The 14,670-nt window shown below is 64.0% G+C and carries 10 protein-coding genes; 8 read left to right on the top strand and 2 right to left on the bottom strand.

Annotated features, from left to right (window positions below):
- The first annotated feature begins 15 nt into the window (after positions 1 to 15).
- The 4 genes from CDA09_RS13055 to CDA09_RS13040 are packed head-to-tail and all read left to right on the top strand — an operon-like array spanning position 16 to position 7,730.
- Positions 16 to 660, top strand: coding sequence for a DUF4194 domain-containing protein (locus CDA09_RS13055; RefSeq protein ID WP_121429102.1), 645 nt, complete (start codon positions 16 to 18; stop codon positions 658 to 660).
- Positions 657 to 4,037 (top strand): ATP-binding protein, encoded by a 3,381-nt coding sequence (locus CDA09_RS13050; RefSeq protein ID WP_121429101.1) that lies wholly within the window; start codon positions 657 to 659, stop codon positions 4,035 to 4,037. Before CDA09_RS13055 ends, CDA09_RS13050 begins: the two co-directional genes overlap by 4 nt.
- Entirely contained in the window at positions 4,037 to 5,215 is a 1,179-nt protein-coding gene (locus CDA09_RS13045; protein WP_121429100.1) for a Wadjet anti-phage system protein JetD domain-containing protein, read from the top strand. The genes CDA09_RS13050 and CDA09_RS13045 overlap by 1 nt, the downstream gene beginning before the upstream one ends.
- Positions 5,216 to 5,252: 37 nt before the next feature.
- A complete protein-coding gene (locus tag CDA09_RS13040) occupies positions 5,253 to 7,730 on the top strand; it encodes a DEAD/DEAH box helicase (RefSeq protein WP_121429099.1) in 2,478 nt (825 codons plus the stop codon).
- A gap of 586 nt (positions 7,731 to 8,316) precedes the next feature.
- Here CDA09_RS13040 and CDA09_RS13035 read toward each other — a convergent pair.
- Together CDA09_RS13035 and CDA09_RS13030 are read right to left on the bottom strand one after the other, a co-directional pair.
- A complete protein-coding gene (locus tag CDA09_RS13035) occupies positions 8,317 to 9,231 on the bottom strand; it encodes a nucleotidyl transferase AbiEii/AbiGii toxin family protein (RefSeq protein ID WP_121429098.1) in 915 nt (304 codons plus the stop codon).
- Positions 9,228 to 9,965, bottom strand: a complete 738-nt coding sequence (locus CDA09_RS13030; RefSeq protein WP_121429097.1) for a type IV toxin-antitoxin system AbiEi family antitoxin domain-containing protein — start codon at positions 9,963 to 9,965, stop codon at positions 9,228 to 9,230. Before CDA09_RS13030 ends, CDA09_RS13035 begins: the two co-directional genes overlap by 4 nt.
- A gap of 682 nt (positions 9,966 to 10,647) precedes the next feature.
- On the opposite strand from CDA09_RS13030, the gene CDA09_RS13025 reads away from it, so the two are divergent.
- The 4 genes from CDA09_RS13025 to CDA09_RS13010 are packed head-to-tail and all read left to right on the top strand — an operon-like array spanning position 10,648 to position 14,663.
- Positions 10,648 to 11,418, top strand: coding sequence for a DUF3348 domain-containing protein (locus tag CDA09_RS13025; protein WP_121429096.1), 771 nt, complete (start codon positions 10,648 to 10,650; stop codon positions 11,416 to 11,418).
- Positions 11,415 to 13,340: a DUF802 domain-containing protein gene (locus CDA09_RS13020; RefSeq protein WP_121429095.1), complete on the top strand. Its 1,926-nt coding sequence runs from the start codon at positions 11,415 to 11,417 to the stop codon at positions 13,338 to 13,340. Before CDA09_RS13025 ends, CDA09_RS13020 begins: the two co-directional genes overlap by 4 nt.
- Before the next feature lie 2 nt (positions 13,341 to 13,342).
- Positions 13,343 to 13,984: an OmpA family protein gene (locus CDA09_RS13015; protein ID WP_121429094.1), complete on the top strand. Its 642-nt coding sequence runs from the start codon at positions 13,343 to 13,345 to the stop codon at positions 13,982 to 13,984.
- Positions 13,977 to 14,663, top strand: coding sequence for a DUF2894 domain-containing protein (locus CDA09_RS13010; RefSeq protein WP_121429093.1), 687 nt, complete (start codon positions 13,977 to 13,979; stop codon positions 14,661 to 14,663). The genes CDA09_RS13015 and CDA09_RS13010 overlap by 8 nt, the downstream gene beginning before the upstream one ends.
- The last annotated feature ends 7 nt before the right edge of the window (positions 14,664 to 14,670 follow it).

The raw sequence follows: 14,670 nt of genomic DNA, 5'->3' as shown, positions 1-14,670 counted from the left end.
AGAGAAGCAAAAGGGATGGACGATTTCAGCAATGTGCCGGTAACCCCGGCCGACGGCACCGACCTGTCGGTGCTCGTTATCGGCCTGCTCAAGGGGGTGCTCTACCGTGAGGGCGACGAGCGCCAGTGGGCCGCACTCTTGAACCTGCAAGCCCGGGTGCGCGACTATGTGTCGGTGCTCAATCTCGAACTGGTTCTGGACGAGGCGGAGGGGCATGCTTTCCTGAAAAGCCGCCCGGAGCCGGCCGACGATGATCCGGCACCGCGTTTGCCACGGCTGGTGGCGCGCCGTCCGCTGTCCTTTCCGGTCAGCCTGCTGCTGGCGCTGCTGGCGCTGCTGCGCAAGAAGCTGGCCGAGTTCGATGCCGGTGGCGGCGATACGCGCCTGGTGCTGAGTCGGGATGAGATCGTCGAGCTGGTGCGCGTGTTTCTGCCGGGTGGTCCGAACGAGGCCAGGCTGGTGGATCAGATCGAGTCCACCCTCAACAAGGTGGTGGAGCTTGGCTTCCTGCACAAGCTCAAGACCGCGTCGGCCGGTCCCGCCCACTATGAGGTGCGGCGCATCCTGAAAGCCTTCGTCGATGCCCAATGGCTGGCCGAATTCGACGCCCGCCTGGCCGTCTATCAGTCGGCCCTGTCGGGGGTGGGGGCGAAACCATGAATGAGCCCTTGTCCCTCGGGCTGGACTTTGCGGCGGATGATACCCTGTCCGGCTTCCGCCTGGCCCGCCTGGAGGTTTTCAACTGGGGGACTTTCGATGGCCGGGTGTGGACTCTGCAACTCGATGGCAAGAACGGCCTTCTCACCGGCGATATCGGTTCCGGCAAGTCGACCCTGGTGGACGCCATCACGACGCTCCTCGTGCCGGCTCAGCGCATCGCCTACAACAAGGCGGCCGGCGCCGACAGCAAGGAGCGCACCTTGCGATCCTACGTCCTCGGGCACTACAAGTCGGAGCGCAATGAAGTCACCGGTGCCGCCAGACCGGTTTCCCTGCGCGATCACAACAGCTACTCGGTCATTCTGGGTGTCTTTCATAACGCGGGCTACGACCAGACGGTGAGCCTGGCCCAGGTGTTCTGGATGAAGGACGCCCAAGGGCAGCCGGCTCGCTTCTTCGTGGGGGCGGAACGCGGGCTCGCGATTGCGCAGGACTTCGCCAACTTCGGTTCCGACATTGCCGCCTTGCGCAAGCGGTTGCGGGGGCAGGGCGCCGAGGTGCAGGACAGCTTTCCTCCCTATGCCGCATGGTTCCGCCGCCGCTTCGGCATCGAGAACGATCAGGCGCTGGAGCTCTTCCACCAGACGGTGTCGATGAAGTCGGTAGGCAATCTGACCGATTTCGTGCGCGGCCACATGCTCGAGCCCTTCGAGGTAGCGCCGCGCATTCAGGCGCTGATCGGTCATTTCGACGACTTGAACCGGGCCCATCAGGCGGTGCTCAAGGCGCAGCAGCAAGTGGACTTGCTGACCCCGTTGGTGGCCGATTGCCGTCGTCATGGTGCATTGGCTGCCGAGGTTGATAACCTGCGCCACTGCCGCGAAGGCTTGCGAGCGCACTTTGCCGGCCTGAAACTGGGCTTGCTGGACAAGCGTCTCAGTCTCCTCGATGACGAATGGGATAAGATCGACGGGCAGGTGCGCCGCCTCGACGCCACCCGCGAAGCGCACGGTCGCCAGATTGATGAGCTGAAGCAGGCCATCAACGACAACGGCGGCGATCGGCTGGAGCGTCTGGCCGTCGAGATCCGCAAGCAGGAGCAAGTGCGCGATGGGCGGCAGGCCAAGGCGGCCCGCTATGGTGAGCTCGCGGCCGTCCTGGGCGAGCCCGCGGCCACGGACGAGGCCACGTTTTCAGCGCAGCGTGCGCAATTCAAGGCTTGGCGGGAGGATGCTCACAACCGCGATGCCGATTTGCAGAACACGTTGACCGAGCACGGCGTGACGTTGCGTCAAGGAAAGCTGGAGCATGACCAGCTCGCAGCCGAGATCGACAGCCTCAAGCGCCGGCGCAGCAACATCGATGATCAGCAAATCCGGATCCGTGCCGCGATATGCGCCGCCCTGGGCCTGGACGTGGATGCCATGCCCTTTGCCGGCGAGCTGATCCAGGTGCGGGATGACGAGCGCGACTGGGAGGGCGCGGCGGAGCGCCTGCTGCGTGGATTCGGGCTGTCATTGCTGGTACCCGATGCCCACTACAAGGCGGTGGCCGAGTGGGTGGATGGCAGCCATCTGCGGGGGCGGTTGGTGTATTTCCATGTTCGCGTGCGCAAGGCGGCGGAGTTGCCCGAATTGCACCGGGATTCCCTGGTTCGCAAGCTGGCGGTCAAGCCCGATTCGCCCCATTACGACTGGTTGGAGCGCGAGCTCGCCCAGCGCTTCGATGTGGCGTGCTGCGCCACGCCCGAGCAGTTCCGGCGCGAAACCCGCGCCATTACACGCGCCGGGCAGATCAAGGACCCGAGCGGCCGCCACGAAAAGGACGACCGCCATCGCATCGACGACCGGAGCCGCTACGTCCTGGGCTGGAGCAACAGCGCGAAGATTGCCGCTCTGGAAGCCAAACGCCAGCAACTCGAAGCTCGCCTGGGCGAGGTGGGTAGCCAGATCGGCAAGATCGAGCAAGCGCGCCGGGCGCTGCGGGACCGGCTCGATGCGCTGACCCGCCTCGAAGAGTTCACCACCTTCGAAGAGCTCGATTGGTCCAGCGTGGCAGTGGCAATCGCATCGCTGGAGCATGAGCGTCAAGCACTGGAGTCGGCCTCCGACATCCTCAAACAGTTGAACGAGCGCCTGCGGGAGTTGCAACAGGCGCTCAAGACTACCGAGGGCGAATTGCAGGGTGCGCGCGACAGGCGCGCCAAGGTCGAGCAGCGGCGCTCGGATGCACAGGACCTGCGAGGACAAACTGCGTTGCTGATCTCGGGCGTGATCGAGGATGCAGCGCTTTCAGCAACGTTGGAAACCATGCGTGCCGAAGCCCTGGGTGAGCATCAGCTGTCCGTGGAGTCCTGCGACAACCGCGAGCAGGACGCGCGAACCTGGCTGCAGGCGCGAATTGACGCCGAAGACGCGAAACTCAGGCGCCTGGCCGAAAAGATCATCAAGGCGATGGCGTCCTTCAAAGACACCTTCAAACTCGAGACGGCCGAGATCGATGCCAGCCTCGAAGCCGCCTTCGAGTATGAAAAGCTGCTGACGCAATTGAACGGCGACGACCTGCCCCGCTTCGTCGCCCGCTTCAAGGAGTTGCTCAACGTCAACACCATCAACGAAATCGCAAATTTCAGCGCGCAGCTGGCCCGCGAGCGGGAAACCATCAAGGAGCGCATCGCGCATATCAACAAATCGCTGGGCGAGATCGATTACAACCCGGGGCGATACATCGTGCTGGAATCGCAGGCCAGCCCCGATGCCGAGATCCGCGATTTCCAGCAGGACCTGCGCGCTTGTACCGAGGGTGCGGTGACCGGTTCCGACGACAGCCAGTATTCGGAGGCCAAGTTCTTGCAGGTGAAGGCCATCATCGACCGATTCCGCGGCCGCGAGGGCTTGTCCGAGCAGGACCGGCGCTGGACGGCCAAGGTCACCGACATGCGCAACTGGTTCCTGTTCGCTGCCAGCGAGCGCTGGCGCGAAGACAACACCGAGCATGAGCATTACTCGGATTCCGGCGGCAAGTCGGGCGGACAGAAGGAGAAGCTGGCCTATACCATCCTCGCCGCCAGCCTGGCCTACCAGTTCGGACTGGAGTGGGGGGCGGTGCGCTCGCGCTCCTTCCGCTTCGTGGTCATCGACGAGGCGTTCGGCCGCGGCTCGGATGAGTCGGCGCAGTATGGGTTGAAGCTGTTCCGGCAACTCAATCTGCAGCTCCTGATCGTCACCCCGCTGCAGAAGATCCACATCATCGAACCCTTCGTCGCGGGTGTCGGCTATGTGCACAACGAGGGGGGTCGGGCGTCCAGGCTGCTCAATCTGTCGATCGAGGCGTACCGCGCGCAGAAGGCATCCGGCATGCAGGCAGTCCTGCAGTAATGGCGTGGACGACCCCCGCAGACCTGAAGGGGCAGCTGGCGCGTCTGTGGGAGCGCGGTGAATTGCTGCGTAAAGCCGTGACCGGCAACGTCCGTTTCCCGCTGCGGCTGGCCTGCAAAGGCCCCGGCTCGGCCGACATCACCGATCGCTTCGAGGCGGTGCGTAAGTGGGCGACGGAGCTGGCCAATACGGCCCCGTTGCGCCTCGAGTGGCGGGAAGTTCGCCACCGGGTGCAGGGGCTGCAACGGCTTCCGTCCAGCATCTGGATCGATTCTCTGACAGATGCGCTTGCGTGGTTGGACAGACGTCGTGAATGGGATCGGTTCGCGGCTCAGGTCGCCATGACCCGGCAAGTCAACCCGGGCCTGCTGCCTTGGCTGGAAAAAAGGCCGCTGCAGGCCCTGGAACTGGCGGCTGACTGGCCCCGATTGTTGGCCGTGGTGGATTGGCTGAGCGCCCATCCTCGTCCCGGGATCCACCTGCGTCAGGTGGATGTGCCCAGTGTCCACAGCAAGTTCATCGAAGCGCATCGCGCCGTGCTCGCTGACCTGCTCGACCTGTGCCTGCCTCTCGGCAGCGTGGATCCTGCGAAAACCGGCGTTGCCCAGTTTGCCGCCCGCTACGGCTTTCTGGAAAAACCGACGCGGATTCGTTTCCGGATTCTCGACTCGGCCATCCAGTCGGTGCCGGGCGCAGCGTGCCCTGATATTACCCTGGATGCCGACAGCTTCGGGCGCCTGACCCTGGATGTTAATCGGGTAATCATTACCGAGAACGAAACCAACTTTCTGGCATTGCCGAAACTCCCTGGGAGCATCGCCGTTTTCGGCGCCGGCTATGGCTGGGAGGCTCTGGCGAGGGCCAAATGGCTGGGGCGGTGTGCGATCCATTACTGGGGCGACATCGATACCCACGGTTTCGCTATCCTGGATCAGCTGCGTGGCCATTTCGAGCACGTCACGTCCTTCCTGATGGACCGGGCAACCCTTGAAGCGCATCGCCCCCTGTGGGGCTTCGAAGACAAGCCGTTCATCGCTGATCTGCGCCGGCTGACACCAGAGGAACTCGCTCTGTACAACGATCTGCGCGACAACCGCATCCGCGAACGGCTGCGGCTGGAGCAGGAGCATATTGCCTTCGGCTGGGTGCGCAACCGGCTCGACCTGTTGTTGCGGTGAGTCCGCAAGAAACATTTACTGAAAGGGATTGGTGTTCATGCCCAACAAATCGACCAAGTCGCGCGGTACCCGGAAATCGCCGCCGAAGGACCCCAAACTCTCCCGGACTCACGCCCCGACCGAAATTTCCCCCGTGGAATGGCAGCGGCAGCTGCGTCGCCAGTTTGGCCGCGAGCAGGCGTTCGAGCTGGAAAATATCGGCACGGAACCGTTCTTCTCCGAGTTCCGCGTCGACAATCCGCAGTCGAAGAGCAGCTATCGGGTGGCGATCCGTGGCAAACAGCCGGGGGACAACTATTGTGCCTGCCCGGATTACGCCACCAACGAACTGGGCACCTGCAAGCACATCGAGTTCGTTCTCGCGCGGCTGGAGAAGAAGCGCGGTGCCAAGACGGCCTTCGCCCGTGGCTACCATCCACCGTTCTCGGAGTTGTACCTGCGCAACGACGGCGGACGGGCGATCCATTTGCGCGTCGGCACGGATTGCCCGCCCGCCGTTGCGAAGGCGGCCGGGCGGCTGTTCGACGTTGGACGCGACGGAATGCTGCCGCCGGAAAAATTGGGTGAACTGGAGCATTTCCTTACCGCTGTTTCCAAGACCGGCCACGACCTGCGTGCCTACGACGATGCCCTCGATTTCATCGTCGGCCGGCGTGATGCCGAACGGCGCGGGAAAGCGCTGGACGACATTTTCCCCCACGGTAGCGACGATCCCCGGCTCAAGAAACTGCTCAAGGTGCCGCTTTATCCATATCAGGCCGAGGGAGCCTTGTTTGCCGCCCGGGCGGGCAGGGCGCTGATCGGCGACGAAATGGGTCTCGGCAAGACCATCCAGGCCATTGCCGCCGCCGAAATCCTGGCCCGACATTTTGGCGTGGCCAAAGTGCTGGTGATCTGTCCGACCTCGCTCAAGTACCAGTGGCAAAGCGAAATCGCACGCTTTTCCGGGCGCCATGGTGAAAACGGCGCGCGCGTCATGGCCGGCGGCCGGGCGCAGCGGCAGAAGGACTATGCGGTGGACGATTTCTGCAAGATCACCAACTACGAAAAGCTTCAGCCCGACCTCGACCTGATCGCCGCCTGGGCGCCGGAACTGGTGATCGTCGATGAGGCACAGCGGGTGAAGAACTGGAACACCATCGCCGCCCGCGCCCTGAAGCGCATCGACAGTCCCTACGCGGTCGTGCTCACCGGCACGCCGCTGGAAAACAAGCTGGAGGAACTCATCTCCATCGTCCAGTTCGTCGACCAGCACCGCCTGGGCCCCACCTGGAAGCTGCTGCACGCGCACCAGGTCAAGGACGAGGGTGGGCGGGTCACCGGCTACACCGGGCTGGACAGGATCGGCCAAACGCTGGCGCCGATCATGATCCGCCGCCGCAAATCGGAAGTCCTGACGCAATTGCCGGAACGCACCGACCAGAATCTGCTGGTGCCGATGACGGAAGCGCAGATGACCTACCATCAGGAAAACGCGGAGATCGTGACCAAGATCGTCCAGCGCTGGCGCAAGACGAAGTTCCTCTCCGACAGGGATCAGCGGCGCCTGACCTGCGCCCTGCAGAACATGCGCATGTCCTGCAACAGCACCTACTTGCTCGATCAGGAAAGCGACCACGGCGTCAAGGCGGACGAACTGGCAGCGCTTTTCGACGGCCTGTTCGAGCAACCCGAGGCCAAGGCCGTGGTGTTCAGCCAATGGACACGCACCCACGACATCGTGATTCGCCGGCTCGAAGCGCGCGGCATCGGCTACGTCAGCTTCCACGGCGGGGTGCCTTCGGAGAAGCGGCCGGCGCTGGTGGAGCGCTTCCGGGACGATCCCGACTGCCGGGTGTTCCTGTCCACCGATGCCGGCGCCACTGGTCTCAACCTGCAACACGCCTCGATCCTGGTGAACATGGATCTACCGTGGAACCCGGCGCTGCTCGAACAGCGCATCGCCCGAATCCACCGGATGGGCCAGAAGCGGTCGGTGCAGATTGTCAATTTCGTCGCCAAGGGCACGATCGAGGAGGGCATGCTGTCGGTGCTGGCTTTCAAACGTTCGCTGTCGGCCGGAATTCTCGACGGTGGCACGGGAGAGATCGCGCTGGGCGGTTCGCGCCTCAACCGCTTCATGAAGGAGGTCGAGAACGTGACCAACCATGTGGGCGAAGGCGAGGCTATGACGCCGGCTGAGGAGACGGCAGGTACGGCAGCTCCGCCGGAAACCGGGGCCGGTCCGGAGGACGCGGTGGAGACGGGTGTCGGCGCCGACGTGACGGAGCGGGAGGCGCCACCGCCAATCGACGCCGATCCCTGGCTGGCCTTGGCCCAGTTTGGCACGCAATTGGTTTCCGCATTGGCGGCGGCGAGCGACCCGGCGACTCCGTCGCATCCATGGATTGAGCGGGACACTGCAACCGGCGTGCGTAATCTCAAGCTGCCGCTGCCGCTGCTGCCGCCGGAAACGGCAAGACGACTTGCCGATGCGTTCTCGGTGTTGGCGGATGCGTTGCGCAGCAGGGGATGACGAGGAAGGCAACAAGGCAGCGCTGCTGCCGGTTTCTTCTCGTTCGTTCAATGACCAAACCTTGGCGTGGCTGGATGATGGGCACGGCACGGCCGGTTACAATTCGGCAGGCGAGAGCCAATAAGTGTCCGAAAAATGTGGATTGATTTCGGACAACCAGGTCCGGTTGGACGCGGAAGTGAGTGTGGCAGGGCGACGGTTCCAAGCCGTAGAACTATGACGGTATCGCTGACAGTATTGATGAGTGGGAATATGCGAAAAGCGGCGCCAATACTGGCGGTGGACGGTGAGATTGACAATCGAGTGGGAGTGACCTGAAGGAATATGTCTTTATAACTCAGTTGCTTGCGGTTCGTTGGAAATGATTCATGTGCAATCATCAACAAAAATTTTGTCATCGCAAGTCATTGAAATTTATTCTTATCCGGGTCAAGTCTATGCTCGGAATAAGCGGGTACTGCAGACCAACGGCTGCTGCCACTGATGCGTTGCCATGGGCGTTTCATTGATCAAGAGGCGTACCGGCCAGTATCGTCCTTGGTTGATGCTGAAATCGTAGAGGGTAGCCAAGTTTTCTCAAGAGGCATTACCGCAGACGCAGCGCCAGCGTTTCAACTTGCTCGTCAAACTTCTTCGGATTCTTGAGCTTTAGCTGTTCGAGGTTGCGGAGCTTCCACTGGATTCCTGGCAGTCGTTCCATATGCGCAATGCCCAGCAGTGGCCATTCAGGCTGGCCAGCCACCAGCGACAGCAGAAACCGTCGTTCATCGGCATCCAAGTTAGCCTGAAGCTCTCGCCCCATGCGTTCACGCACGGCCAACAGCGCGTCGAGCTCCACCGATTCGGCGGTCATCCCTCGGAAGTTGCGCTCATACTCCTGTCGGACGTCGCGGTGAGCAGGGAACAGCACCTCATGCACCGGTCGGTTGTGGCTGGCCAAATACACCACGAAGGCGCGCCGGATGCCCGCGGTGATGCCCTCGTGCGCGAACAGTTGCATGACATCGAACAGATCGCGCGGATGCTGCCGGTCCATGGCCGCGACGAGCTTGCCGCCATAGACGTCTTCCAGCGAAACCACGGGAATCTCCAAGTCTGCGAGCAGCGTATCGCGTGCCAGAGGCGTGAGACCGGCCAAGCGCACCGGATGCACCGTGCCCCGCATCACGAAATTCACCTCGATCTTGACCTCGATGCCGCCACGCCGCACCAGCAGCTTGGTCTCGCCAATGTCGGCCGCAGCCACCGCATGCGTTTGAAAGCCCCGCGCCTTCAGGCGCTCGGAGGCTTTCCGGATCGCGTCGTTGATATGAGCCAGTGCCGCCTCGCGAGGCTGGGTGTGATCGGTAAACACAAGGTCCAGATCGACCGACAGGCGGGGCATGTCGCGAACGAAGAGATTGATCGCCGTGCCGCCCTTGAGCGCGAATGTTCCGTCTGCAAAAACGAACGGTGCGACCTGCGTCAGCAGGCGCGCGGTGTCCAGGTAGAGTGGATTCATGGCTTGAGCACCAGCAAGCCATCCGCGGAGCGCGATACCCAGGCGCGTCCGCTGCCGGTCGGCAACTCGGCTGCATCCAGTTTCGCTGCCCAAGGTAGGGCGAGTTCACGTCCAAGCTGCAGGCACAGGCGCACCGTCTTCACGCTCGTGCAGTGCTGCAACAAGGCGCGCAGCACGTCGGCGCGCAGACTGTATGCGCTCTCCATCAGTTCACGCGCCTCCTGCAAGGGCTGGCGCACGCCAACCTCGCTGAGCAACTCGAGCAGTGCGCGTTCTGGTGCCGACACCCGTGGGGCCCCATCGCGCTTCTCAAAGGGCGCCGCGTGCAAGGGATCGTCCGGTGCCTCATCGAATAGGCGCTTGCGGTGATACTCCGCCGGAAAACGCTCGGAGAACCAATCGGGTAGTCGGGCCGCCGCCCACCCGTACAACTGCAGCACCGGCTGCTGCGCCAAATAGTGCCGCACTCCGTACCAATCGAGCGCCGTCTTGCCTCCCACATGCAAGCCCTCGATGCTGCGCTGTAGCAGTACCAGGCAGGGGTGCAAGGCCAGCACATCGTTGGGCCGGCTATAGACCCCGCGTAGCAGCCGTGTCATCCAACCGGCGCGCACGTAGTGCACCGCCAAATCGGCTGAAATGCCCAGCGCTGCCAGATCCTTGGAGGTCAGCGGCGTGCCTGGGGCCCAGTGGCGGTAGAGGTTGTTTAGCTTGTTTCGCTCAGTCGCAGCCATGTTGCGATATTTAGCACCGAGTCAATTGCTTGGCAAGCTTTGAATGAAGTTCGGTAATCGCAGTTTACTTACGATTGGTTATATATTTGCAAATACGGCAGTGTGAGGCGGCCATTGCCGAATTCTTTGAGGAGCATCAAACAGGCTGTTGGGCGTCGGAGGTGTTGATGCGTCCTTTTAGCCGCGTCGGTAGGCTTTGGTGGCGCCCTAAGGGACGACTTGACGCTGACTTGACGGTATCAGAACGGGTGTCCGAGACCCTTCACTCGTTGATACCGTCAAGATACGGGGGGCGACTCCGGGTCTGATACCGTTAGCCCCTCTGAAGACGCTGCCGCTGCTATGTCAGAGCAGGGGTGGAGGCCGCCTTTGATACCGTTAACCGTCAACATTCGACGGGGTTCTGCCAGTTGGAAGGGGCTAATCCACCCCTCAGTCGGGCAGTTTTGAGGGAGCCGAGGGCGATGTCGGTACGACGGGGCAACATGAGCCTATATGGAGCTATCAGGTCGCCTCGTCGAGGCGCGGCAACTTGTCGGTATCGCTGTCGGTATTAGCCACCCGCATCAGGCCTGAAGCCTTGCTACACAAAGGTTTCCATGGTCCTGTTGACAATCGAGTGGGAGTGATCGGGTCGTAGCAGCCTCTCCCGTTGTCTCGCCGATCGGGCGTCGATTTCGGTATGGCGCAGGGTTTGCCGCGTACGCGATTCAATAGTTCGAATCTGGTACGCGCGCTTGCCGATCTCGCGGTCGCGGACGTGGCCGCGTCGAAGCAGTCTTTTGCGGACAGGCTCGGTCAATGGCTGGGTTTCGCGGACGCGCTGACGCTGTTCTCGGTGATCAATGCCGACAAGGCGGCGCCTGACGTCCTGGCCGCGGCCCCTTCGGCGGAAAGCTCGGCCGCACGACAGGCGCTGGCCCGTGTGCGTGCTGCGCTGGTGGAGTCGATCACCACCGATGGGGTGATCAGGCCCGGCCGGGCGCGAATCGAGCTGCCGACGCCGGATCCGCAGGCGAGCATCGAGAGCGCGGCCGATTTCGCGCCCTACCATCGGTACTACCTCGCCCATCAGCGGGACATGAGCGCGAGCATCGGCCCCTTGCGGATCACGGTGCGCGCGGCGCTGTCCGGGCAGACGCCCGCTCTCGCGCGGCTCGCGGCGCTCGATGCGGTGATGGAGCAGGCGCTGGCCGGCCGCGAGCGTGACCTGCTGGCGACGGTGCCGGGGCTCCTGGGCAGGCGCTTCGATCACTTGTACAAATTGCATCAGCTGAAGCTGGCCGAGGCGCAGGCTGCTGACGACTCTGGCCGGTGGATGCAGCCCGGCGGGTGGCTGGCAGGGTTCTGCCGGGAGATGCAGTCCGTGCTGCTGGCTGAGCTGGACCTTCGCTTGCAACCGGTCGCGGGGATGATCGCGGCACTCGAGAATGTGGCAACAGGGAAGCAATGAATAGAACGATCTGTGGAGTGGCCTTCGCCGTCGGCCTGATTGCCGTGCTGTGGGTCGGCGCCGGGTATGTCGGGTCGAGTGCGCTGGCGCTGACGATGACGGCGCTGATCGGTTTCGTGTACGTGACGGGCGCGGTCGAACTGCTGCACTTTCATCGCAGCACGTCGGCACTGGCACGGGCGCTCGACGTCATTCCCGATGGGCTGGAGAACGCGGGCGAGTGGCTGCGCGGCTTGCCGGGTTCGCTGCAGAACCCGGTGCGCCTGCGTATCGAGGGCGAGCGCGTCGGGCTCCCGGGCCCGGCGATGACGCCATACCTCGTGGGCCTGCTGGTGCTGCTGGGGATGCTGGGGACCTTTCTCGGCATGGTCGTGACGCTCAAGGGAGCCGTCATCGCGCTGGAAAGCACGACGAACCTGGAGGCGATCCGTGCATCGCTTGCTGCGCCGGTGCGGGGCCTGGGGGTGGCGTTCGGCACCTCGGTGGCCGGTGTCGCGGCCTCCGCGATGCTGGGTCTGATTTCCGCCGTGTGCCGGCGCGAGCGGCTGCAGGCGGGACAGCTGCTCGACACCCGCATCGCCACGACGCTGCGCGGATTTTTGCTCGCCCATCAACGCCAGGAAACCTACAAGGCCCTGCAGCTGCAGGCACAGGTTCTGCCGGAGCTGGTAGCGAAGTTTGACGCGATGATGGCGCAGATGGACCGGCAGGGCAGGGAACTGAACGAGCAACTGGTTTCCGGGCAGGAGCGTTTCCACCGCGACGCGCGGGAGATGTATTCGGATCTGGCGCGTTCGGTCGACAAATCCCTCAGGGCGAGCCTGACCGAGAGCACCCGCCTGGCCGGCGAGACGATCCAGCCCGTGGTCGCCTCCACGATGGACGGGATTGCGCGCGAAACCGCCGCGTTGCAGGAACGCGTCGCGCAGGCGGTTGGGACGCAGCTCGACGGCATTGCCCAACGCTTCGACGCGAGCGTCGCCGCGGTGGCGGATACCTGGACGACGGCGCTGACCCAGCATGAACGCACCAGCGACCGCCTCGCCGGAGATCTGCACACGTCGCTCGAAGCCTTTGCCGATACCTTCGCGCAGCGCTCGACGGCGCTCGTCGCGACGATCGCCGAATCGGCACGAGCCCTGCAGGCCGAGCTGGCGGCCGGCGACGAGGCGCGACGGGTTGCACAGACCCGGGCGCTGGAGTCGATGGCAGTGTCGCTGCAGCGCGAGTGGCACGAGGTCGGCGCGCAGACGCTGGCGCGGCAGGAGCACATCTGCGAGACCCTGGGTGAGACTGCCCGCGACATCGCGACTTCCGTGGAAGCCCAGGCTGGCAACACCATTGCCGAAGTCTCCCGCCTCATGCTGACGGCGGCCGAAGCGCCACGGGCTGCGGCGGAAGTCATCGGCCAGCTGCGGCACGAGCTTTCGGCGAGCAGCGCGCGCGACAACGAACTGCTGGCCGAGCGCAGCCGCATCATGGAAACGCTGAACACGCTGCTCGATGCGATCAATCGCGCATCCACCGAACAGAGGGAGGCGATCGACGCGCTGGTGGCTTCGTCGTCGGGAATGCTCGAGCGTGCCGGCAACCGCTTCGTGGAGAACATCGACGCGGAGTCGGCGCGGATGGTCGAAGTCGCCAGCGAGATTACCGGCGGAGCGGTCGAGGTTGCCAGCCTGAGCGAGGCGTTCGGGCTCGCGGTGCAGCTCTTCACCGAATCCAACGACAGGCTCATGACGACGCTGCAGCGCATCGAAGGGGCGCTGGACAAGTCGCTCGCGCGCAGCGACGAGCAGCTTGCCTATTACGTGGCCCAGGCGCGGGAAATCATCGATCTCTCGATCATGTCGCAGCGACAGATCGTCGATGACCTGCAGGCGCTTTCCGGACGACAGGCGCTCGTCGCCGGCGAGGTCTGAGGATGGACGAGCTCGAAGCAGGCATCGAACAGTCGACGCCCGTATGGGCGGTCTTCGGCGACCTGATGTCGGGCCTGCTGGGGGCGTTCGTGCTGATACTCGTCGGCGTGCTCGGCGTGCAGCTCGATCTCGTGACCAGCCTCGAGGCGGAGGTGCGGAAGCGCAACGCCGAGGAGCAGCGGCGCGCGGCGCTGGAGAAAGCCCTCGCGGTGCCGCTCGCCGCGGGGCGCGTGACGCTCAACGATGGGCGCATCGGCATCAGTGGCAGCGTGCTGTTCGCACTCAATTCGGACGAGCTGCAGCCGGAAGGCCGGCAGCTGCTCAGGAGCCTGGCGCCGCCGCTGGCCGCCTATCTCGCCGTGAACGACGAGATGCTGATGGTGAGCGGCTTCACCGATGACCGGCCTGTGCGCGACACCAACCGGCAGTTCGCCGACAACCTGGAACTCTCGGCCCAGCGCGCCCTGACGGTGACCCGGGCGCTGGTCGACGAGGGCGTTCCATCGTCCTCGGTGTTTGCTGCGGCCTTCGGGCAGGAGCAGCCGGTGGCGTCCAACGCCGACGCCGATGGGCGTGCCCGCAACCGTCGCGTCGAGATGGCGCCGGTTCCCAAGGGAGGCAAGGCGGGTGGCGGGAATGGCTGATCCGGCCGGGTGCGGTTTGCCGGCGCGGAATCCGCCTGCAAGAATCGATACCGACCGGCTGATGGAATCCCTGCGCGCACGCGGTGCGGAGCGCTTCGATCCGATCCGCTTTCGCTTCATCGAGGCGCTCGCGCGGCGCTCGCTGGCCTGTCATGGCGATGCCAGACGTCTTCTCGATACCCGGCTGGCCAGTGTGGTGAGCGACTATCGCGAACGCTTCGAGCGAGTGGAGGACAAGGACCACGAGCCGCTCGTGCGGCCCGAAGGGCAGGGTGGCACGCCCCTGGGTGAGCTGCTGGCCCACATTGCCCGCCAGGGGGCGGACGGCGAGGCGGGCGGAGCGATACCGGCAGCAGATCCCGTCGCCGAACCGCAAGCGGAACTGAGATCGGTCAGGTATTTCCGCAGCACCTGGTCGCGGCTCAGCGTCGACCGGCAGCTGTCGCAGGCGTTCGCCCAGGCGCCGGAGAACGCCGGCCCGCTCAACTCGCATTTCCTCGTCCTGCAGTCGCTCCGGCAGATGCGCGAAATATCGCCGGAGTACCTGCAGCAATTCATGACCTACGTGGATGCCCTGCTATGGCTAGACCAGGCCGAAGCAGGCCGCAACGCCACAAGGAAAGCAGGAGCGAAAGGCGAGCGCGAGAAGAAGGGCAGGTCGGGCCGCAGCAAGGCCTGACGCGCCG

Source organism: Azoarcus sp. DN11, from assembly GCF_003628555.1.
Classification (GTDB): Bacteria; Pseudomonadota; Gammaproteobacteria; order Burkholderiales; family Rhodocyclaceae; genus Aromatoleum.
This window is presented reverse-complemented; position numbering and strand designations above follow the sequence as displayed.